The 21,031-nt window shown below is 66.2% G+C and carries 19 protein-coding genes and 1 tRNA gene; 12 read left to right on the top strand and 8 right to left on the bottom strand.

Annotation, left to right across the window (positions count from 1 at the left end; genetic code table 11):
- Positions 1 to 2 precede the first annotated feature (2 nt).
- Positions 3 to 1,940 carry a glycoside hydrolase family 13 protein gene (locus BJG92_RS06690; protein ID WP_232083244.1) on the top strand — a complete coding sequence of 646 codons (1,938 nt, stop codon included), beginning with the start codon at positions 3 to 5 and terminating at the stop codon, positions 1,938 to 1,940.
- A 59-nt stretch (positions 1,941 to 1,999) separates the two neighbouring features.
- Positions 2,000 to 3,367 (top strand): FAD-binding oxidoreductase, encoded by a 1,368-nt coding sequence (locus BJG92_RS06685; protein WP_232083243.1) that lies wholly within the window; start codon positions 2,000 to 2,002, stop codon positions 3,365 to 3,367.
- Positions 3,368 to 3,406: 39 nt separating this feature from the next.
- Here BJG92_RS06685 and BJG92_RS06680 read toward each other — a convergent pair whose 3' ends face one another.
- From BJG92_RS06680 to BJG92_RS06665, 4 genes are all read right to left on the bottom strand, one after another.
- Complete coding sequence (locus BJG92_RS06680; protein ID WP_232083242.1) at positions 3,407 to 4,819, bottom strand: DUF4032 domain-containing protein; 1,413 nt, start codon at positions 4,817 to 4,819, stop codon at positions 3,407 to 3,409.
- A gap of 133 nt (positions 4,820 to 4,952) precedes the next feature.
- Entirely contained in the window at positions 4,953 to 6,035 is a 1,083-nt protein-coding gene (locus tag BJG92_RS06675; RefSeq protein ID WP_232083241.1) for an ABC transporter ATP-binding protein, read from the bottom strand.
- Positions 6,036 to 6,291: 256 nt separating this feature from the next.
- On the bottom strand, positions 6,292 to 7,092 hold the full coding sequence (gene otsB, locus BJG92_RS06670; RefSeq protein WP_232083240.1) for a trehalose-phosphatase: 801 nt from the start codon (positions 7,090 to 7,092) through the stop codon (positions 6,292 to 6,294).
- A complete protein-coding gene (locus BJG92_RS06665) occupies positions 7,082 to 8,491 on the bottom strand; it encodes a trehalose-6-phosphate synthase (protein ID WP_232083251.1) in 1,410 nt (469 codons plus the stop codon). Before BJG92_RS06665 ends, otsB begins: the two co-directional genes overlap by 11 nt.
- 275 nt (positions 8,492 to 8,766) lie before the next feature.
- Between BJG92_RS06665 and BJG92_RS06660 the strand changes: the two genes are divergently transcribed.
- The 6 genes from BJG92_RS06660 to BJG92_RS06635 all read left to right on the top strand — a co-directional run bounded on the left by BJG92_RS06660 (position 8,767) and on the right by BJG92_RS06635 (position 14,191).
- Positions 8,767 to 9,657, top strand: coding sequence for a DsbA family protein (locus BJG92_RS06660; protein ID WP_232083239.1), 891 nt, complete (start codon positions 8,767 to 8,769; stop codon positions 9,655 to 9,657).
- A 151-nt stretch (positions 9,658 to 9,808) separates the two neighbouring features.
- Positions 9,809 to 9,885: transfer RNA gene (locus tag BJG92_RS06655), tRNA-Thr, on the top strand.
- A gap of 297 nt (positions 9,886 to 10,182) precedes the next feature.
- The gene (locus tag BJG92_RS06650) at positions 10,183 to 12,261 is read left to right on the top strand and encodes a multicopper oxidase family protein (protein ID WP_232083238.1); all 2,079 of its coding nucleotides are present in this window, start codon (positions 10,183 to 10,185) and stop codon (positions 12,259 to 12,261) included.
- 137 nt (positions 12,262 to 12,398) lie between these two features.
- Positions 12,399 to 12,887 carry a GyrI-like domain-containing protein gene (locus BJG92_RS06645; protein ID WP_232083237.1) on the top strand — a complete coding sequence of 163 codons (489 nt, stop codon included), beginning with the start codon at positions 12,399 to 12,401 and terminating at the stop codon, positions 12,885 to 12,887.
- Between the two features lie 212 nt (positions 12,888 to 13,099).
- Positions 13,100 to 13,402, top strand: coding sequence for a DUF4193 domain-containing protein (locus tag BJG92_RS06640; protein ID WP_090956868.1), 303 nt, complete (start codon positions 13,100 to 13,102; stop codon positions 13,400 to 13,402).
- A 243-nt stretch (positions 13,403 to 13,645) separates the two neighbouring features.
- Complete coding sequence (locus tag BJG92_RS06635; protein ID WP_232083236.1) at positions 13,646 to 14,191, top strand: hypothetical protein; 546 nt, start codon at positions 13,646 to 13,648, stop codon at positions 14,189 to 14,191.
- Positions 14,192 to 14,210: 19 nt separating this feature from the next.
- Here BJG92_RS06635 and BJG92_RS06630 read toward each other — a convergent pair whose 3' ends face one another.
- The 4 genes from BJG92_RS06630 to BJG92_RS06615 are packed head-to-tail and all read right to left on the bottom strand — an operon-like array spanning position 14,211 to position 17,422.
- Positions 14,211 to 14,603, bottom strand: coding sequence for a flagellar assembly protein FliW (locus BJG92_RS06630; RefSeq protein WP_232083235.1), 393 nt, complete (start codon positions 14,601 to 14,603; stop codon positions 14,211 to 14,213).
- Complete coding sequence (gene flgL, locus BJG92_RS06625; protein WP_232083234.1) at positions 14,600 to 15,493, bottom strand: flagellar hook-associated protein FlgL; 894 nt, start codon at positions 15,491 to 15,493, stop codon at positions 14,600 to 14,602. Before flgL ends, BJG92_RS06630 begins: the two co-directional genes overlap by 4 nt.
- Positions 15,494 to 15,495: 2 nt before the next feature.
- Complete coding sequence (flgK, locus tag BJG92_RS06620; protein WP_232083233.1) at positions 15,496 to 16,929, bottom strand: flagellar hook-associated protein FlgK; 1,434 nt, start codon at positions 16,927 to 16,929, stop codon at positions 15,496 to 15,498.
- A 10-nt stretch (positions 16,930 to 16,939) separates the two neighbouring features.
- Entirely contained in the window at positions 16,940 to 17,422 is a 483-nt protein-coding gene (locus tag BJG92_RS06615) for a flagellar protein FlgN (protein WP_232083232.1), read from the bottom strand.
- Positions 17,423 to 17,729: 307 nt separating this feature from the next.
- Here BJG92_RS06615 and BJG92_RS06610 point away from each other — a divergent pair, with 307 nt between their 5' ends.
- The 4 genes from BJG92_RS06610 to BJG92_RS06595 all read left to right on the top strand — a co-directional run bounded on the left by BJG92_RS06610 (position 17,730) and on the right by BJG92_RS06595 (position 21,010).
- Positions 17,730 to 18,566 (top strand): flagellin, encoded by an 837-nt coding sequence (locus BJG92_RS06610; protein WP_232083231.1) that lies wholly within the window; start codon positions 17,730 to 17,732, stop codon positions 18,564 to 18,566.
- 188 nt (positions 18,567 to 18,754) lie between these two features.
- Complete coding sequence (gene fliD, locus BJG92_RS06605; RefSeq protein WP_232083230.1) at positions 18,755 to 20,086, top strand: flagellar filament capping protein FliD; 1,332 nt, start codon at positions 18,755 to 18,757, stop codon at positions 20,084 to 20,086.
- Positions 20,083 to 20,622, top strand: coding sequence for a flagellar export chaperone FliS (fliS, locus tag BJG92_RS06600; protein ID WP_232083229.1), 540 nt, complete (start codon positions 20,083 to 20,085; stop codon positions 20,620 to 20,622). Before fliD ends, fliS begins: the two co-directional genes overlap by 4 nt.
- A complete protein-coding gene (locus BJG92_RS06595; protein ID WP_232083228.1) occupies positions 20,615 to 21,010 on the top strand; it encodes a hypothetical protein in 396 nt (131 codons plus the stop codon). Before fliS ends, BJG92_RS06595 begins: the two co-directional genes overlap by 8 nt.
- Positions 21,011 to 21,031: the final 21 nt, after the last annotated feature.

Below are 21,031 nucleotides of genomic sequence, written 5' to 3'. Positions count from 1 at the left end.
GCATGACCGCGCTGGGCACTGCCGGGCCACTGCCGCACCATGACGGCTCCGGCCTGCACGCCCCCCAGCAGGTGGCGCTCGGGGACGAGGCCCGGCTGCGGGTCCGCATTCCTGCCGGCTGGGGACCCGCCACCCGGGTGTGGCTCCGTTCGATCCAGGACGGTGAGCCCCGCTATGAGCCCTGCGCGGCTTTGGGCGAGGCCGACGGCTGGGGCTGGTGGGAGGCGGCCATGACGGTCACCAACCCGGTGGCCCGCTACCGCTTCCTGATCGAGGCCGGCCCGCGGTACTGGAGCCTCAACGCGCAGGGCCTGTTCAGCCGGGACGTCTCCGACTACACGGACTTCCGGCTGACGACGTTCCCGGCCGCCCCGCAGTGGCTGCGGCAGGGAACGATGTACCAGGTCTTCCCGGACCGCTTCGCCCGCTCTGCCCGGGCCTCGGCACACCCGGCGCCGGACTGGGCCGTGGCGTGCAGCTGGGACACCACCCCGGTGCAGGGCTCAGGCCCGGACACCCCCTACCAGTTCTACGGCGGGGACCTCGGCGGCATCACCGAAAGACTTGACCACATCCAGCAGCTCGGCGCGGACGTCATCTACCTGACGCCGTTTTTCCCGGCGCGCTCCAACCACCGCTACGACGCCTCAACTTTTGCGTCCGTGGATCCGCTCCTCGGCGGGGACCAGTCGCTGGTGGAGCTGGTGGAAGCCGCCCATGCCCGCGGCTTGAAAGTGATGGGTGACCTCACGGCCAACCACTCCGGCGACGCCCACGAATGGTTCCGGAAAGCCCTCGACGAACCGGACTCCGCGGAGGCGGGCTACTACTATTTCACCGAAGACCACAGCGGGTACGAATCCTGGTACGGCGTCTCCTCGCTGCCCAAACTCAACTGGACCTCGCAGGGGCTCAGGGAACGGTTCGTCCTTGCTGAAGACTCGCCCGTGGCCCGCTGGCTGAAGCCTCCCTTCAACCTTGACGGCTGGCGGATCGACGTCGGCAACATGACCGGACGGCTCGGGGCGACGGATCTGAACCAGGACGTCGCCCGGCTGATCGCCGACCGGGTCCGTGAGATCAACCCCGAGGCTGCGCTGCTGGCCGAGGCCACCAACGACGCCGCGCCGGACTTCAGCGGTGAACACTGGCACGGCGCCATGACCTACTCCAACTTCACCCGCCCCCTGTGGTCCTGGCTCGCCGGGGACGCCGCGCACGTCAATTTCTTCGGTACCCCCCTGCCCGGCCCCAACCGGACCGGCGCCGAGGACTTCCTGGCCACCCACCTGGACCTCGCAGCCGCATTCAGCTGGGGCGTCCGGCAGCAGAACATGAACGCGCTGAACAGCCATGACACAGCGCGGGCCGCGACCGTCATGATCGAGGGCGGGCAGCGGCTTGGGGCGGTGCTGATGTTCACCCTGCCGGGCGTCCCGGTGGTGTTCGCCGGAGACGAATTCGGGCTCAAAGGGCACAACGGGGAGGCATCGCGGACGCCGATGCCCTGGAACGACCCCGAACGGGTCCTTGGCGACCTCCGGGATGACTACGCTGCGCTCGCCGCGCTGCGCAGGGACCTGCCCGCGCTGAGCGGCGGCGGAATCCGCTGGCTGCACGCCGAAGGCGACGCCCTGGCGTTTATCCGGGAAACGGCCGGGAGCGCCGTGCTCGTCGTCGTCACCCGGGCCGCCGCCGACGTGCACCTGGCGCCCGGCGCTTTGTCCGTGTCCCAGCGGCTGGCACTTGCCGCGGATCCTGCGTACAGCGCAGGTCCCATCAGCGCAGTTCCCACCGCCCGCGGGCAGATCAGGGCGGATGCATTGGCCTCAGGCGCCCTGATCTGCACCCGCGGTGCCGCGGCCGGTATCTGGGTGCTACCCGGCACGCAACTGCCCGCCGTCCGGGCACCCGGAGCCATGCCGCTATCAACGCCGTAATCCGGGCACCCGACTCCGCGGCTTAGACTGAAGGCCGGAATCGACGAAGCGGAGACCGCATGAGCATCATCGATGAGCTCACCTCGGCCCTGGGCCCGGCGAAGGTCGCTCTGGACCACCCCACCCTGACTGTCTATGCCGTGGATCAGGCGCCGGTGCTGGACTACCAGTTGCCGCAGGCCGTGGTCCGTGCCGAATCGGTCGAAGACGTCCAGGCCGCCGTCCGGACGTGCGCCGCGCACGGTGTCCCGCTGGTGGCCCGCGGCGCCGGGACGGGGGTCTCCGGCGGCGCGCACGCGAGCAAGGGCTGCGTGGTGCTGAGCCTGGAACGGATGAACCGCATCCTGGCCCTCAACCCGGACGACGAGACCGCCGTCGTCGAACCCGGCGTTGTCAACGCGGACCTCAACGAAGCCGCTGCCGTCCACGGGCTCATGTATGCCCCGGACCCGGCAAGTTTCAAGATGTCCACCATCGGCGGCAACGTCGCCACCAACGCCGGCGGCCTGCGCTGCGCCAAGTACGGGGTGACCAGGGATTCCGTTCTGGCCCTCGACGTCGTCCTGGCGGACGGATCCCTCATCCACACCGGCCATCAGACCTTTAAAGGCGTCGCCGGCTATGACCTCACCGGGCTGTTCGTGGGCTCGGAGGGAACGCTGGGCATCGTCGTCGGAGTCACTGTCCGGCTCAAATACCTTCCACGGGACGTGCACACGATCGCCGCCTTCTACCCGGACTTCCGCAGCGCCGCGGCCGGCGTCCTGGCCGTGGGCAGGGCCCGGGTCCAGCCCGCGATCATGGAACTGCTCGACGCCGGCTCGCTTGTCCAGCTCGATGCCGCGCACGGCTCCGACCTCGCCTCCCGGGGATCGTCCCTGCTGCTGATCCAGACCGACGGGTACGGCGCCGCGGCGGAGGCCGCCGCCATCCGACCCCTGCTGATTGCCGGCGGCGCCGCGGTAACCATGGAGGCCAGCGCCGAGGCCGAGCAGCTCGTGGAGCTGCGGCGCAACAGCCGCGGCGTGGAGGTTGACGACGAATACCGGGTGGGCGAGGACGTGGCCGTGCCGCGTTCCCGGCTGGTGGATTACGTCGCGGAGTTGGAGGCGATGGCTGTGGCGTACCAGGTCCAGCTCAAGGTGGTGGCGCATGCCGGCGACGGGAACCTGCACCCCACCTTTTGGGTGGACCGGGTGGATGACGCCGTCGACGCCGAGGCCATGGCTCGCCTCGGCGCGGCCCTGGATAAATCCATCACCGTTGCCCTGGCGATGGGCGGCACCATCACGGGCGAACACGGGATCGGGCAGTTCAAGCTGCGCTGGCTTGGCCTGGAGCAGAAAGAACCCGTGCGCGAACTGCAGCGCCGGATCAAGGAACTCTTTGACCCGGCCGGGATCCTGAACCCCGGAAAAGCGATTTAGCCCGCCTGTGCCATCATGCGGGGCGCCGGGTTCTTCCCGCTAGTCGTCGGAGTCGGGGTAGTCGGCCCCGTCTTCATCGCCGTAGCGTGACTCCTCGGTTTCCGCCTCGAGGATCTTGAGCAGCTCCGTGTCCGGATTGAGCATGATCGCGGCCTCGTCCCTGCGGTGGCGCAGTTCCGAATCGATGTAGGACTGCACGGCCTCCGCTAGCGGGATGTGGCGGTTCTCCTTCTCGGACATGTACCAGCGGTGCTCCAGGATCTCGTGGACGGCCTCGGCCGGCTCGAGCTTCCCGGACAGGTCGCGGGGGATGGAACGGACAATCGGTTCGAAGATCTGGCTCACCCAGAGGTGGGCGCTGTATTCCTCGTCCATGGCCGGCTGGTTGTCAGCCCGGAAGGAGTCCATGTCATTGAGCAGCCGGCGGGCCTGGTTCTCCTGTACGTCCAGTCCGGTCAGCCGGAGCAGCCGGCGCTGGTGGTGCCCAGCGTCAACCACCTTGGGCTGGAGTTGGATGGTGGAGCCGTTCTGGGTGGTCTTGATGGCGTATTCCTCGACGTCGAAGCCGAGTTCGTTGAGCCGCCGAATGCGGGCGGCCACCCGCCAGCGCTCACCGATCTCGAACGACTCCTTTTCGGTCAGCTCGGTCCACAGCCGGCGGTAGCTGTCCATGATGAGCTCGCTGGTGGCCACCGGATCCACCTTCTCCTCGATGAGTCCGCCGTCGAGCAGGTCCATGAGCTCACCGGCGATATTGACCCGCGCAATTTCGAGGTCGTACTCGCGCTGCCCGGTGGAGAGATCCGGGTAGAGCTCTCCGGTTTCGGCATCCACAAGGTAGGCGGCAAACGCGCCGGCGTCGCGGCGGAAGAGGGTATTGGAGAGCGAGACGTCGCCCCAGTAGAAGCCGATCAGGTGCAGCCGGACCAGGAGCAGTGCCTGGGCGTCGATCAGGCGGGTGAGGGTGTCCTTGCGGAGCATCTGGGAGAACAGCGCGCGGTACGGCATGGAGAACTTCAGGTGCCGGGTGACCAGTACGGGGTTCAGGGGCCGCCCGTCCGGCGTGGTGCGCCCGGTGATGACGGCCACGGGCTCCACGCAAGGAACGTCCAGCCGCGCCAGCTTGCGGAGCATATGGTATTCGTGCCGGGCGATGTGTTCCGAGGTTTCCTTGATGGCGATCACGCTGCCGCCGAGGTGCGCGAAGCGCACAATGTGGCGGGAAATTCCGCGGGGGAGTGCTGCGAGGTTCTCGGCTGGCCAGTCCTCAAGGGCGATGTGCCACGGAAGATCGAGGAGTTCCGGTTCGGTGGCCGCCGCGGTGATGCTCAACGAACTCGAGGCCATGGCTTTGGAGTCGTTGGCGCTGGCGGCCTCGTAACGGGGAAGTTTGCCGATCTGACCGTAGTCGGTGGGCTCGTCGTGCCACTGGGCGTTATTGTCCTCGGTCATGAACCAATTCTTCCGTACTTACGGCAACGGCCCTAACGATGGGGCGTGGCCTTTGGAAATGCAGGAAAGTAGTTAACGCCCGACGGCGGCCCTCCGGTTGGGAGGACCGCCGTCAGCCGTGCAAGTGCGAAGGTTAGTCGCCGAGGCGCAGGCCGGTCTTGGTGTCGAACAGGTGCACGTGGCCCGACTGCGGGCGGACCCACATGGACTCACCCTTCATCGGAGGGCGACGGCCGTCGACGCGGGTCACGATGTCATAGCTCTTGCCGTCCAGCGTGGTGTGTCCGTAGACGTAGGCATCGGCGCCGAGTTCTTCGACGACATCCACCTCCACGTGGAGTCCCTCACCCTGCGGTGCGATCTCGAGGTCCTCCGGCCGGGAGCCGAGGGTCACGGTCTTGCCGCTGGCCACTTCGAGGACGTCGTGCGGTACCGGGTAGACGGTGCCCCCGAACTGCACGCCGCCGTCGACGACCGGCAGTTCGAGCAGGTTCATGGCAGGGGAGCCGATGAAGCCGGCAACGAACACGTTCTTCGGCTTGTCGTAGAGGTTGCGCGGAGTGTCGACCTGCATCAGCAGACCGTCCTTCAGCACGGCGACGCGGTCACCCATGGTCATCGCCTCGACCTGGTCGTGGGTCACATAAACCGTGGTGACGCCCAGGCGGCGGGTCAGGGATGCGATCTGCGTGCGGGTCTGCACGCGGAGCTTGGCATCAAGGTTTGAGAGCGGCTCATCCATGAGGAAGACCTGCGGGTTACGCACGATCGCGCGGCCCATGGCGACACGCTGGCGCTGGCCGCCGGAGAGTGCCTTCGGCTTGCGGTCCAGGTACGGTTCGAGGTCCAGCAGCTTGGCTGCTTCGCGGACCCGCTCGGCACGCTCTTCCTTGCTGACGCCCGCGATTTTCAGCGCGAAGCCCATGTTGTCCGCAACGGTCATGTGCGGGTAGAGGGCGTAGTTCTGGAACACCATGGCGATGTCGCGATCCTTGGGCGGCATGTCGGTGACATCGCGGTCGCCGATCAGGATTCGGCCGGCGTTCACATCCTCGAGACCTGCAAGCATCCGCAGGGAGGTCGACTTTCCACAGCCGGAGGGTCCAACGAGGACCAGGAATTCGCCATCGGCGATCTCAATGCTGAGCTTGTCAACAGCGGGCTTTTCCGTGCCCGGGTACAGGCGTGTTGCGTTGTCAAAAGTAACTGTAGCCACAGTTATCAATCCCTTCACCGGCAGGTACGTGCCGGACGATCCGTAGTGAATGGTCTTATTGTTCAGTTGTTAATTCAGTTGTATGCATCAATCGTACGCATACTCCCCGGCCGAAGCCGAGGAGTATCCAATGACGCCGCACGGTACTTGTGCGCCACATCACACCCAGAGTATGTCAGATTTATGGCAAAAGGGCGAAAATGTTGCTGAAGTCACGCGTGATCCGCCTTACTTCGGCCTCCGGATGCGCTAGGTACTAGACGCCGACGGCGAGCTTACGCTCCCGTAACAGTGCCTCCAGCAGCTCCGCGACGTGGGCCGTAGCTTCGACGCGGAACTGGGCCTGCGTGAAGTCCAGCCCCACCTTGACGCCGAGGTCGCCCGGGAGAAGCCTGCCCAGCGCGTCCTCGTCCGTGGTGTCGTCGCCTGCGAACACCAGCGCAGTGGCGCCGGTCGCCTGCCGCAGGAAGGAAATGCCCTCACCCTTGGAGGCGTGGACCACGGAGGTCTCGAGCACACGGTTTCCGGCCTTGAGGAACACCCCGGGGCGGTCCTGCAAGAGGGCGCGGGCCGCGGCCACGGCGTCTTCGGCGACGTCGTCGGCGGCTAGCCGGGTGTGCAGGACGACGCCGGCCGGCTTGTCTTCGAGCAGCGTGCCCGGCGCGGCGTCAACGATTTCCCCGAGAACCCGGCCGACGTCGGCCAGCAGCTCCCGCTGGGCGCCGTCAAGCTCGAGCTCCGCGGAGCCCGGTCCCATCCACACTTCGGCCCCGTGGCTGCCGATCAGCAGGGTCTTCTCCGGCGGGAAGGCAACTGCACGCAGACTGTCCAGCGCGCGCCCGGAGATGAGTGCCGTCGTCGTCCGCGGGAGATCGGCCAGCGCGGCGAAAGCTGCCGCCGAGCGGGGCAGCGCCCGGGAGTCCGCGGCGTGGTCAACGAGCGGGGCCATGGTGCCGTCAAAGTCCATGGCGACCAGCAGCTGTTCCGTGCCGGCCACGGTTCGCACGGCCGCGAGCAGCTCGGGGGAGAGCGAGAGCGGGGTGGCCTCAGGAGTCATCGCGGATTACCTTCTCTTCGAGGGCGCTCAGGAAGTCGGAGGACCAGAGGTCGACGTCGTGGTCCAGGATCTGCTTGCGCATGGCACGCATGCGGCGCGCGGCCTCCGAAGGCTCCAGGTTCACTGCCCTCATGATGGTGTCCTTGAGGCCGTCGATGTCGTGCGGGTTCATGAGCAGGGCCTGCTTGAGCTGGTCCGCGGCGCCGGCAAACTCGCTGAGCACCAGCGCGCCGTCGTTGTTAGTCCGGGCCGTGACGTATTCCTTGGCCACGAGGTTCATGCCGTCGCGCAGCGCGGTGACAAGCATGACGTCCGCCGCGAGGTACAAGGCCACCATCTCTTCGATGGGGTAGCTGTGATGCAGGTAGCGCACGGCCGTGTTCTGCATGGTGTCGTAGGTGCCGTTGATGTGGCCCACGGTGCCCTCTACTTCTTCCCGCAAGAGGCGGTAATGTTCCACCCTTTCCCGGCTGGGGCTGGCGACCTGGATCAGGGCGGCGTTCTCGACCGTGACCTTGCCGTCCGCGAGGAGTTCCTCGTAGGCCTTGAGCCGGTGCCGGATGCCCTTGGTGTAGTCGAGCCGGTCGACGCCGAGGAGGATGGTCTTCGGGTTCCCGAGATCCCGGCGGATCTGCCGGGAGCGTTCGATGATCTCCGGGTTCCGTGCCAGCTCGCTGATCTGCTTGACATCGATGGAGATGGGGAAGGCCTGGGCGCGCGCGATGTGCGTGGTCTTCCCGTCGGTGTCCTTGACATGGATCTGCTGCTGCTTGACGCTTGCGCCGAGGAAGCGGCGGGCGGAGCGCATGAAGTTTCCGGCGTCGCTCGGGCGCTGGAAACCGACCAGGTCGGCGCCCAGCAGCCCGTCAATGATGGCCCGGCGCCACGGCAGCTGGGCGAAGATCTCCGGCGGCGGGAAGGGGATGTGGTTGAAGAAGCCGATCTTCAGGTCCGGGCGGGCCTCGCGGAGCATCTTGGGGACGAGCTGGAGCTGGTAGTCCTGGACCCAGACCGTGGCGCCCTCGGCCGCGCTGCGGATGGTGGCGTCCGCGAACCGGCGGTTGACCTTGCGGTAGGAGTCCCACCAGGTCCGGTGGAACTCCGGCGGGGCAATCACATCGTGGTACAGCGGCCAGAGGGTGGCGTTGGAGAAGCCTTCGTAGAACAGCTCGATGTCGTCAGTGCTCAGCTGGACGGGGATGAGATCAATGCCGCCATGGCTGAAGGGCTCGAGGGTCTCATCCGGGGCCCCGTGCCAGCCCACCCAGGCGCCGTCGGTCTTGGTCATCATGGGGGCCAGGGCGGTCACGAGTCCGCCGGGGGAGCGCCGCCAGCCGTCCTCGCAGCCGGCCTCGTCGGGGGAGCAGCGATCTACCGGCAACCGGTTGGAGACAACCATGAAGTCGTACAGGGCATCCGACTCGGCCGCCGAGCCGCTGTGCCCCGCCTGGCTCGAAAGCTCTCGGTCCGAATCGGCGTGTTCTGTTGTGTTCATTGGTGCCCCCTGGGCTCGCTCGTGGCTCTCAGCCCACCCTAGCCGGACGGAATCCTCGGTGCCATTCGCCCCGTGGGGACCGCTGGAGCAAACTTGAAGCGCAACTTCCCAGTTTTCTCCCCTAAAATGATGAATTGCCAACCAGTGGACTATCCCAGGCCGATCGACCCGAGGAATTAATGACCCCCGCAAACGAACCCCGTCAGTCCAAAGCAGACCGCACTGCCGCGGCCCGCGAGAAAGCACGTGAGATCCGCGAGGCGCAGCTGAAGAAGGAGAAGCGCAACAAGCTGCTCATCGGCTGGGGAATTGTTGCCGCCGTCGTGGCCATCATTGTGATTGTGGCGCTCGTGGTCACCACGAACATCCAGAAGAACGCGCCCATCGCCGACGAGGGCCCCACCCCGGCCAACGGAAACATCCACGGTGGTGTCACGCTGCTGGCCAACACCGACGTCGCAAAATCGGAGCCCGCGACGGTCAGGATCGCCGACGTTCCGTCCGCCCCGGCCACCCCGCCGGCGGAGGTCACCGCCCCCGGTGCCGAGCCCGAGGCCGGCAAGCCCGTCAAGGTGGTCCTCTACATCGACTTCATCTGCCCGGTCTGCAAGAGCTTCGAGACCCAGTACAACGAGTCCCTGACCAAACTGCGCAATGAAGGGAAGGTCACGGTGGAGTACCGTCCGCTGGGCTTCCTGGACAGCCGTTCCACCACCAACTACTCCTCGCGTGCGGCCAACGCTGCGGCCTGCGTCGTGAACGAGTCCCCGGAGAAGTACTCAGCGTTCGTCGACGAGCTCTTCGCGAAGCAGCCTGCCGAGGGTACCGCCGGCCTGTCCGACGCCGACCTCAAGAAGATGGCTGCCGATCTCGGCGCCAAGAGCATCGACAAGTGCGTGGATGACAAGACGTACCGCCCGTACGTCAAGCACGCCACCCAGGAAGCCGCGGCCATCGGGGTCACCGGCACTCCGACCGTGTTCGTCGAAGGCAAGCAGTGGGGCAAGGGCGACAGCGCCAAGACCCCGTTCGAGCAGTTCCTGACCGCTGCGGTTGACGCCAAAAAGTAGCAGCGTCTCCGGCTGAAACAGCAGCAGGCCCGGCCCGGGTGCGTCCCGGGCCGGGCCTGTTTTTACCACCGGGCGTCCGTGGGCTAACCTTATCTAGCGCCGTGGCGCCGGGCGCCTACACGCGTTCCGGTTCCGGCCGGTTAGCAGGAATGCCTCCTTAGCTCAGTTGGCCAGAGCACCGCTCTTGTAAAGCGGGGGTCGTCGGTTCGAATCCGACAGGGGGCCCCAACGAAGGCCGTCGTCCGCGTGACCCGGCCGACACTATCCGCCGGACGCGTCCGACTTCCCGCCAAGCGACGACAGTGCGGAGCGGCTGGCTTTTCTTCCCCAACCTTTTCCCAAGGCTCCATGGCTATGGTGACCGCAAATGGATTGATCCATTTTGGACGTTCGCACGTGCTGGCAGCCGGCGACGCCACGGACGACACGGCTTAAGCCTGCTCGGCAGCAGGTGGGTGCGGGTCCAGGCGGCGGACAGACGGGACCGGGACGCTACTAAAAGGGGAAGCTGTCATGGATCGTCGTATGTTCTTCAAACTCACTTCCGCCGGATCACTCGGCATGTTCCTCCCCCGGATGCTGGGGAGTGCCGGGTTGGAACGGTTCAGCAGCGCGCAGCTGGTCCAGGCGGTTGCGATCCCTGGCGGCACGTTGACGCCGGGCCAAGTCGCCAAATACATGACTCCGTTGCTGGTACCGCCGCCGATGCCCAAGGCCGGGACCAAGCGGATGGGGTCGAAGCTTGTTGACTACTACGAGATCGCGGTCCGCCAGTTCGCCCAGCAGATCCTGCCGGCGGGGCTGCCGGCCACGACAGTGTGGGGCTACGGGCCGGCAAAGACGCTGAACCCGAAGGCGCCCAAGATCTTCAACGCACCGTCGCTGACCATCGAGGCGGACTGGAAGCGTCCCGTGCGGATCAAGTGGATCAACCAACTGACGGACGGATCCGGGAACTTTCTGCCGCACCTGCTGCCGGTGGACCCGACCCTGCACTGGGCCAACCCGGGCGGCGGGACGGCCGGACGCGATACCCGGCCCACCTTCGCCTCGACACCCGGCCGGTACCAGGGTCCGGTGCCTCTGGTCACCCACGTGCACGGTGCGGTGGGCGTCGGCGACGAGAGCGACGGATACGCAGAAGCCTGGTTCCTCCCGAAAGCACGCAACATCCCGGCGGGCTACGCCTCCAGCGGCACCTGGTACGACTTCTTCGCCCGGAAGGCCGGCAGGTCCTTCGGCGCGAAGTGGGGTCCGGGGTTCGCCGTCTTCCAGTACCCCAACACCGAAGCCGGCACGAAGTGGTACCACGACCATACGGTCGGCATGACCCGCCTCAACGTCTACGCCGGGCCGGCCGGGTTCTACCTCGTCCGCGGCGGACCCCAGGGCGACGACGCCGTCCGTGACACGCGCAACGGGCGCCGGGCCGTTCTGCCCAGGACCAAACCGGAGGACTCCGATAAGCGGGGCCGGAACCGGAAGCAGTTCGAGATCCCCGTCGTCATCCAGGACAGGTCCTTCAACACCGATGGCGGACTGTTCTACCCCGACAGCCGGACGTTCTTCGACGGCGTCACGGGCCCGTTCATCCCGGACAGCGACCTCTCCCCGATCTGGAACCCGGAGTTCTTCGGCAACACGCTCATGGTCAACGGCAACACCTGGCCGTTCCTGGACGTCGAACAGCGGCGCTACCGGCTGCGCTTCCTCAACGGCTGCCAGGCCCGGTTCCTGATCCTGGACTTCAATGCCATTCCGGGGGTCGAGGCGTGGCAGATCGGCAACGAGGGCGGCTTCCTGGACCAGCCGGTCGACCTCACCACCGGGAACGGGAACCGTCTCCTGATGGGGCCGGCAGAACGTGCCGACATCATCGTGGACTTCACCAACGTGGACGCCGGCAACTACGTACTCAATAACGTCGGACCCGATGAGCCGTACGGCGGAGGCCAGCCCGGAGTCGACTTTGCCCCCTCGGACCCTGACGGGACCGGGCAGATACTTCAGTTCCGGGTCGGAACGGGGTACGACAAGGACGAGACGACCCCGCCCAGGTTCCTTCGCCTCCCGGCACAGCCGTCCGTTCCGGCAGCAACAGTGACGCGGCCGCTTGCACTCCTGGAGAAGGTCTCGACCACGTTCCCCGGTTCCCCCGCCGAGGTCCTGCTCGGCACCGTCGCCGGAGACCCCAATACCGCTCCGGGCGTCTGGACGGAACGCATGTGGGGCGACGAGGTCACCGAGAACCCTGCCGTCGGATCCACCGAGGTGTGGGAGTTCTACAACGCCACCGGCGACGCACACCCGATACACGTCCACGAGGTCCTGTTCGAAGTAGTGAACCGGCAGCCCATCACCGTGGACGAGGCCACCCAGGAGGTGCAGGTGACGCCCGGGTCGGTCCCGACGGGGCCGGAGCTCTGGGAGACCGGGCTCAAGGACACCGTCGTCGCGCTCCCCGGGGAGGTCACGCGCATCAAAGCCGCGTTCAACAAACGGGGGCAGTACGTATGGCACTGCCACATCCTCGAACATGAGGACAACGAGATGATGCGCCCCTACCGGATCGGACCGAAGCAGCCGGGACAACCCGCGGGCTGACAGGTTCCGCCTGCGCACGCAGGACGCAGCCCAACCGGCGTGAAACCGGCCGCCACCTCGGCAGCCGGTTTCACGCCGGGCGTGCGCCGGGACGTTCGCCCCTAGACCCCTGAAACCTGGCGGCGGAGTCTTGGCGTATGACTGAAACGAATCCGGAAAAGACGCCGGACATCAAATCCACCCAGCTTCACGAGCAGCCGACGGCGGTGCTGCGCGAGAGGGTTCCGATGGTTGGCCTGCGCGAGTTCTTCGGCCGCGCCTACGGAGCCGTTATGGGCGCGGCCCAGCAACAGCACGTCCAACTCGCCGGGCCGCCGTTTGCGATGTATCACGGGATGCCCACCGACGTCGTCGACGTCGAAGCGGGCTTCCCGGTGGCGACGCCGTTCCCGGAGGCCGGCGACGGCGGCGTGACTGCAGGGTCCCTCCCCGCCGGGCAGGCAGTCGAAGCCATGCATATCGGGCCCTACGAGTCCCTGCCTGAAACCTACGGGGCGATCATGGCGAAAATGCAGGCCGAAGGCCTCACTCCCGGGGACGCGATGTGGGAGTACTACCTCAGCGACCCGGCGAGGGAGCCGGACCCCGCGGCCTGGAAGACGCTTGTCGTCTGGCCGGTGGCCTAAGCGGGTTGCCCGCCGAACCGGCCCCCCGGCGTCGACCTTTCCGGGCAGCTGTTTGGTGCCGGCGGTGAGCCCTGTCCGACCAATTCGCGCGGCGGCGCGACTTAAACTGTCTGTTTCGGCACACTATTCTCCAACTGCGCGCATAATGACCTAAACTGCTTCACTGAGGTGCCTGAAATGGCGCTGCGCAGCAACGAAAGTGAACCCCCGAAATGGCTACCGATTACGACGCCCCACGCAAGACAGAAGAAGAATCTCCCGCCGAATCGCTGGAGGCCCTTCAGGCGTCCCGTGGCGGCGGTGCCCAGACCGCTGTCATCGACGTCGACGAGAACGACACCGCCGAGGGCATCGACCTTCCCGGCGCGGATCTCTCCGGCGAAGAACTGACCGTCATTGTTGTTCCCGAGCAGTCCGATGAATTCACCTGCTCCTCCTGCTTCCTGGTTCGCCACCGCTCCCAGGTTGCCCGTGAAAAGAATGGCATGAAGTACTGCCGCGACTGCGAAGGATAGGGGACCTTCCACCGCGCGGCATCACGTCACGTACAGCTCTGCGAAGCGCCGGATCCCGCAAGGGGACCGGCGCTTCGCCGTTTCCACGGGATTTCCCACACAAGCGGACGACGGCGGGGCAACCGTCCCGTGACCGGGCGCGGGGCAGCCTAACGGTTGGGCGCCGATCCTGCGCCAGCCCTCGATACGGGCCGGAAAGGCTCCTATTCTGGAGCTATCTCATCACTTGAGGGGGCGGCCCACATGAAGAAGATCCGGGTACTGCTGGTGGCTTTGCTGATGGCCGCGGGGCTGGGGCTGGTGGCGCCGGGTCCTGCGCAGGCTGATCCCTACTGCGGACTGGTGTGGGGATCGCTGGCCAAGGCGGAGCCGGCGCTGAGCCAGGCCCAGGTGACCGGTGTCCGCACCGGCCAGCATTACTGCTTTGACCGGCTGGTCATTGACCTCAACGGACCAGTCGCGGGGTACACCGTACGGTACGTCCCCCAGGTGCTGCAGGACGGCTCGGGGCTGCCGGTTCCGCTGCGGGGCCAGGCGTTCCTTGAGGTCACGGTCAATGCGCCGGCCTATGACAGCAGCGGCAACGCCACGTACAACCCGGCCGACAAGAATGAGCTGGCCAACGTCAGCGGCTACCAGACCTTCCGGCAGGTGGCGTGGGCGGGAAGCTTCGAGGGCTATTCCAGCCTGGGACTCGGGGTCCGGGCGCGGTTGCCGTTCCGGGTGTTCACCCTGGCTGGACCCGACGCCGGTTCACGGCTGGTCATCGACGTCGCGCATTTCTGGTGACGGCCGAGCCTGGGGCGAGTCAGAGCGAGTTGAGGTCCGCCCGGAGCGGGTAGTCCCGGCCGTCCAGCACGAGCTGGGTGCAGCGGCGCGTGGCCGGGTTCAGGATGATCGGTGCCATGAGGTTCACCGTGGTTGCGGCGGGGGAGTGGTTGAGTACCACCAGCACCTGCGGCGCGTCACCCTGCTCCAGTTCCAGGGCCTGCAGCGTGGCGGCCGGGACCGGCGGGTTGTAGGTGGGCACGAACACGGCGGCGTCGGCGAGGAACAGTCGCACCGGCGTCCCCGAGGCCGCTTCCAGTGCGTACAGCCCGGTGGCGCCCTCGACGGTGCGCAGGGTGAAGTCGTGGGCGTTCTCGAGTCCAGGCATGGGGGCGGTGAATGACACTGGCGTGTTCAGCACGGCGGTACTCACCGGAGGAAGTCCATCAGCGTGGGCTGCAGGACCTTGGCCGTGGCGGCCAGGGCCACCTGGTAGTTGGTTTCCTGGAGTTTCAGGTCCATGATGACGCTGCCAAGATCTAGCTTTTCTATGCCCATCTTCTGCGCATCCAAGTTGGCCTCCAAATCTGTGTTGACGGTGCCGGCACGTTCCAGCTGGGCCTGCCGTGTTCCTATGTCAGCACGTCCGTTGACGATGCTGTTAAAGCGGAACTCAAGGTTGCCGAGCTGCGGCGATGTGGGGGCCGTTCCGACGTTCAGTGCATCAGCGATGGACTTGACGGCCCCGAAGACCGAGGTGGCGCCGCTGCCGAAAATTACTTCGCCAGGGGCGTCAACCCGAACCGTCTGGGTGGCGCTGATGCGCCGATCCACGGGGCTGAGGCCAATGCCGCCCTTGAAATCAGGAGGCATGGGACCGCTGAAGGCTTTCGGCTCATCCGAGTTGCCGGCAAAAATGTTGCGGCCCAGATGCTTGCTGTTGGCGATCGAAACAAGCTCCTCGTTCAGGGAATTGAGCTCGTCAGCGATGGCGTTCTTGCCGGACTGCGGCAGCGATCCGTTGCCGGCCAGGACGGTGAGGTCCTTGATCTTATGCATCACGTTAGTGGCCTGCTCCAGGGCGGAATCAGCCGCGGTGAGCCAGGTGTTGCCGTCGTCGATGTTTCGGCCATACTGGGCGTTGGCTGCGAGAAGGGACCGGGTCTCCAATGCCTTGGCCGTAGCGGCGGGATCGTCCGAGGGGCGGGAGATCTTGGTGAGAGTGGTGGCCTTTTCCTGCAGTTCGGCCAGCCGGGACTGCTGGGTCAGCAGGGTCCGCTGGGCGTTCGCGCTCATGGTCAGGTTTGTGACGCGGTTCAGCATGGTTATCTTCCTACCAGTCCGGTGCGGTTGATCAGGACGTCAAGGGCCTCGTCGACGGCGGTCATCACGCGGGCAGCGGCCTGGTAGGCGTGCTGGTTGGTGAGCAGGCTGACGTTTTCCTCGTCCAGGCTGACCGAGGCCTGGGAGGCCCGCCCGGTCAGGGCCGAGATTTGGGCGGCCGTGGTGAGCGCCTCGTGCTGCTGGGCTCCCCGGGACTGCACCCCGATGTTGGTGACGATGCCTGACCAGATTTTGTCCGGTGAATCCGGGCCCGTACCGAGCTGCGAGATCTCGTCCGCAATGCTGGTGTCCAGGGCGCCCTGATCCTTTAGCTTCAGCGCGATGGCGTTCGTGTCCGACGGGCCCTGGATGTTGAGCGCCGCGGGGCCGACGCCGGTCGTCGTGAAGAAGTCCCGTTCAGTCGCTCCAGGATTGCCGAGCGCATCGTCAGGGAGCTGGCCTCGTTTGTGAACGGTGTTGACTATTTCGGCGAGTTTGGTTGCGAAGGAGTTGTAGGACTCGGCTGCCTGGGCGATTGCGCCGCCCTTGTCGGCCGGCGCCAGGACAGAGAGCGCACCGGCGATTTCGCCGCCGTCGAGGGCCGCCGTGCTACTGGGAGTAGGCGTGGTCCACTCGACGCGCGGGGCGTTGCCGGTGGCATCCGCCAGCCTAGTTGCGCCTGCCAGCTGCAAGGTCCGGACAGAGCCGCCCGTGACGAGCGCATTGCCGCCGACCAGGACATCCACCGTGCCGTCAGGCTGTTCGCGGACGGTGCCGCCGGCCAAGCCAGCGATCTGGTCCGTGAGCTTGGCACGCGCGTCGATCAGTTCGTTGGCCGATCCGCCGGCGGCAAGGGTGGAGCGGATGGTCGTGTTGTAGGAAGCAACCTGGGCGGCTGCCGCGTTGACCGCGGTCACCGAGTCCTGTGCCTGGCCGCGGACGCTGGTCCACTGGGCATCGAGGGCCTGGTAGGCGGAGGAGATCTTGTCCGTCACGGAGTTTGTCGCATTCAGGAGCAGTCCCTTGGGGCCGTCTTTGTCGGGCTGGGTGGCGGCGCCCTGCCAAGCGGACCAGAAACCATGCAGTGCCGTGGAGATGCCGTTCTCGCCCGGTTCCTGGAGAACGCCTTCGATGCCCTGCAGGGCGGAGGAACGGACACCGGCGTAGCCGGCCTGGGCGGCGGTGGAGCGAACCCCGCCGTCGAGGAAGCTGTTGCCGAGCCGTGCGATGGCGTCCACTGACACGCCCTGGCCGGCCTGCAGGAGACCTCCGCTGAAGAGGCCACGGGCGGGTGCCGCCAGCGAGGACTGCTCGACGCGCTGCCGGGTGTAGCCCTCGGTGGCGGCGTTGGCGATGTTCTGACCGGCAACATTCATGCCCTGCTGGGCTGCGGTCAGTCCGCGGTAGGCGGTATTCAGGGCGCCGAAAGTGCTCAAGGTCGCTTCCTTAGAATTGCTTGTCGAAGATGCGGGAGGATGCGGTGTCGCCGGTCTTGCCGTGCGCATCGTAGGTGCCGGCTGTGGGGCGAAGGTCGGCCAGTGACTCCTGCGTGGAGCGGACAGCGGTGCGCAGGTACTGCTCGTTGGAGTCGCGCAGTTCCTTGATCAGGGCCGTCTGCCGGGTCAGCGCCGTCAGGTGCGCGGTGAGGACCTCGGCCCAGGCGCCCTCCGGGGCAGCGGCGGCCAATTCGGCCAGGGAGGCATCGGTGGGAAGTCCCCAGACCTCGGCGACGACGGCCGCCTCGATGGTGCGGGCCAGGCTCGCCTGGGAGAGATGGCCCAGTACCTGTTCAACTTCTTTGGTGCCGTGGGGGAGCCAGCGGGACTTGCCCGAGGTGAGAAGGAGCTGCTCTTCCTCCAGCTTGAAGGTGAGAACGTCCAGGAGTTCACGCTCCCGCCACAGCAGGGCTGAAAGTTCGTGGATGGCCATGGTCCGGACGGCTCCCTATATGAGTGCGAATGGTGCGGGCGATCAATGCGGTGACTTATGCAATGACCCCACCGCGTGGTCGCGTCGTGCGGACGATGAGGCCTGCAGCAGGGTTCGTACAAACTATCGGCAAGATTTCCGCACCCGTTAGCAGGAATAGGGCTGAGGACGGGCGGGTTTTCGCGGCCAAGAAATTCCGAAAAGAATTTTGGATTTCTCCTTACCTGTGCTTCCGAAAGGGCGATAACTACTCCTGAAGGCCCACGGATGGGCCATCGCTTACAGTCCCACTCACGGAGGAAACATCATGGGCTTCGTTATCAACAACAACCTCGCGGCAAACAACACCTACCGCAACCTCAACGCCACGCAGACCGATCTCTCCAAGTCCCTGGAGAAGCTGTCGACGGGCCTGCGCATCAACCGTGCCGGCGACGACGCAGCCGGCCTCGCCATTTCCGAGGGTCTGAAGTCCCAGGTCACGGGCTCAGCCCAGGCTGCCCGCAACGCCCAGGACGGCATCAGCCTCATCCAGACGACCGAAGGCGCCCTGACCGAGGTTCACTCGATCCTTCAGCGCATGCGTGACCTCGCTGTCCAGGGCTCAAACGACACCAACAATGGCGACGCACGCGATGCCATTGGCAAGGAAGGCATCGCCCTCGGCAAGGAACTGAACCGTCTCACCGAGGCGACCAACTTCAACGGCATCGACCTGCTGAAGACTGGCACGATCAACATCCAGGTCGGAACAGGCGGAACCGGTAACGACACCATCGCGATCGACCTGGCAGACGTGGCCACCACCCTGGGCACCCTCCAGGGGGCCGCCGCGAACGCTGGCTTCGATGTGTCTGGCAACACTGCCGCTCAGACCACGATCGGCACGATCGACGCCGCAATCGTTGCGATCTCCTCGCAGCGAGCCGACCTGGGTGCAACCCAGAACCGTCTCGAGCACACTGTCAAGAGCCTGAACATCGCCGGTGAGAACCTGCAGGCCGCTCAGTCCCGCATCGCTGACGTCGACATGGCTTCGGAAATGGTCAAGTTCACCAAGGCCAACATCCTGTCCCAGGCCGGCACCGCAATGCTGGCCCAGGCAAACCAGTCCAGCCAGGGTGTTCTTTCCCTCCTGCGCTAAGCCGGTTTCGGCAAGTCCGGTAGTCCAGAAGTAGGGCTGCCACCCTGATCGGACGAAGACTTAACCCCGATCAAGACACTGCGGAAGGGCCGGACGATGAGAGCAATCCATCGTCCGGCCCTTACGCGCAACAACTGAAGTTTCGAACACAAAGCACCAGCAGACATGTGCAGCAATGAGAGGCAGCGATGGGAATCTCACTCGACGGACTAGCCAGCGGGCTCGATACCACCGCGCTCATCAGCTCCGTGATGCAGGTGGAGGCCGTCCCGCAGACGCTGCTCAAGTACAAGTCCCAGGACCTCCAGTCCATGGTGTCTGCCTTGCAGGGCCTCAACAGCAAGGTTGCCGCGCTCGCCACCCAGGCTACAACCGCGGCCAAGCCCGGCGCCTTCGATCTCTATGCCGCGACCACGAGCAGCGACAAGGTCGTAGCGACCACCACGGCGGCCGCTAAGGCCGGTTCGATCGACTTTCAGGTCGACAAGCTGGCCCAGACTCAGGTTACCGTCACACCTAAGATCAACGCTGTGGTTGGCTGGCCCTACACGACCATGACGATCAACAGCGGCGGCCAGGCTTTCACCATCGAGCCGCTCACCAGCAACCTGGATGACGTCGTGAAATCCGTCAACGCGGCCGGAGCCGGCGTCACTGCCACTAAGGTAGCCGTTGGTGCCGGGGAATACCGCCTGCAATTCACCGCGACGAAGTCCGGGGAAGCCGGGGCCTTCACTATTACCGACCCGGCAGCCACGTTCACCGACGTTATGGCGGCGCAGGACGCGCAGATCACACTCTGGCCGACCGCGGGAAATGCGGCGCAGCCCGTCAAATCTTCAACGAACACCTTCGCTGACGTCCTTCCCGGCGTCACCGTCACCGCCAAAGAAGTAACCACCGCGCCGGTGACGCTCACCGTAGCCCGTGACGACGCCGCAATCACGAAACAAGCCTCCGATCTCGTCGCCGGCGTCAACGACATTTTCTCGTACGTGGCTGCCAGGACCGCAGTCACGAGCACCACCAACACGAGCGGCACCTCGACCAAGGCCGGCATCTTCGCCGGCGACAGTGCCGTGCGCTCCGTGAACCAGAACATCCTCTCCGCCGCGTCCTTGCCGGTGGGCACTCCGCCGCGGTCGCCGTCGGAAATTGGCATCAGCATCACCAAGACGGGCACAATGGAATTCGACGCCACGAAGTTCGCTGCTGCCCTTGCCAAAGATCCCGCCGGCACCGCAGCCAAGGTGCAGGAAATTGCCGGCCGCGTTGCCACGGCGGCCACCGCTGCCTCGGACAAGTACAACGGCACCTTGACCACCAAGATCACCGGCCAGCAGTCCGAAGTCCGCGATCTGGCTAACCGGATTGGCGACTGGGACACCCGGCTGGCCTCCCGTAAAGCCACCTTGCAGCGCACTTACTCGGGCCTGGAGACGGCGCTGAGCGGCATGAAGGCCCAGCAGTCCTGGCTCACGGCCCAGCTCTCCGGCCTTTCAGGAAGTAAGTCAGCATGACCACCAAACCCTTCGGCTACGGCAGCGGTAGCGGCTTTGGCGGCGCCGCCCAGCGGAACCAGTACCTGGCGGACTCCGTCCTGTCCGCGCCGCCGGCGCGCCTGCTCACCATGCTCTACGACCGGCTCCTGCTGGACCTCGGCCGCGCCGAAACCGCGCAGCAGGCCGCCAACTGGCCCGTCGCCTCGGAGAACCTCCTGCACGGCCAAGCCATCATCGCCGAGCTGATGTCGTCGCTCAAGACGGATGCCTGGGACGGCGCGGACGGGCTGCTGGGCCTCTACAACTACGCCTTCACCGCCCTGGTCAACGCGAATATCCAGCGCGACCCGGCACTGACGCGCGAGGCCATCGACTTGCTGGAGCCGCTGCGCCAGGCCTGGCACGAGGCCGCCGCTGCAGCTCCCGCGCCGCCCGCCGCGGCCGCCTTCGGATCAACACACGCCTCCTCCGCCCCGGCGTCGTCCGCGTTCGCAGGAGCCGGGGCCTGGAACACCCAGCCCGGATCAGGTGGCGGGAGCCTCGGCTTTGGCTGAGCCCGCCTACTGGGAAGCCGATGCCGGCGAAGCAGCGTCCGCGGCCGAAGACCCCACGTTGGCAGCCTGGACGGCAATCCTGGACATGCTGGAGATGGCTGTCGGGGCAGCTGAACGCACCCTGAAAGACCCGCTGGGCCCGCTGTCCTCCTCGCCCCAGGGTGTGGTGGCGCCGCTCCCGGAGACGCGCTGGTCCCCGCCCGCAACAATAGGCCGCCTGCCGGCTGAAGCCAGGCGGCGCGCCCTCGCCCTGTCCGCCGCGCAGGAGCGTGTTGCCCGCCGGCTCGAGGAAGCCCGGAAGGACGTGGCCCGGCAGCTCCACGCGGTCTCCTCCGTACCCGGCGTCGGGGACCCGTCCGGTGCGATTTATCTCGACGTGAACGGCTGAAATATCCTCAGTTCAAATCTT

The organism is Arthrobacter sp. SO5 (genome assembly GCF_020532805.1).
Lineage (GTDB): Bacteria > Actinomycetota > Actinomycetes > Actinomycetales > Micrococcaceae > Arthrobacter.
The sequence above is the reverse complement of the archived record's forward strand: the minus strand, read 5'-3'. Positions and strand labels throughout refer to the sequence as shown.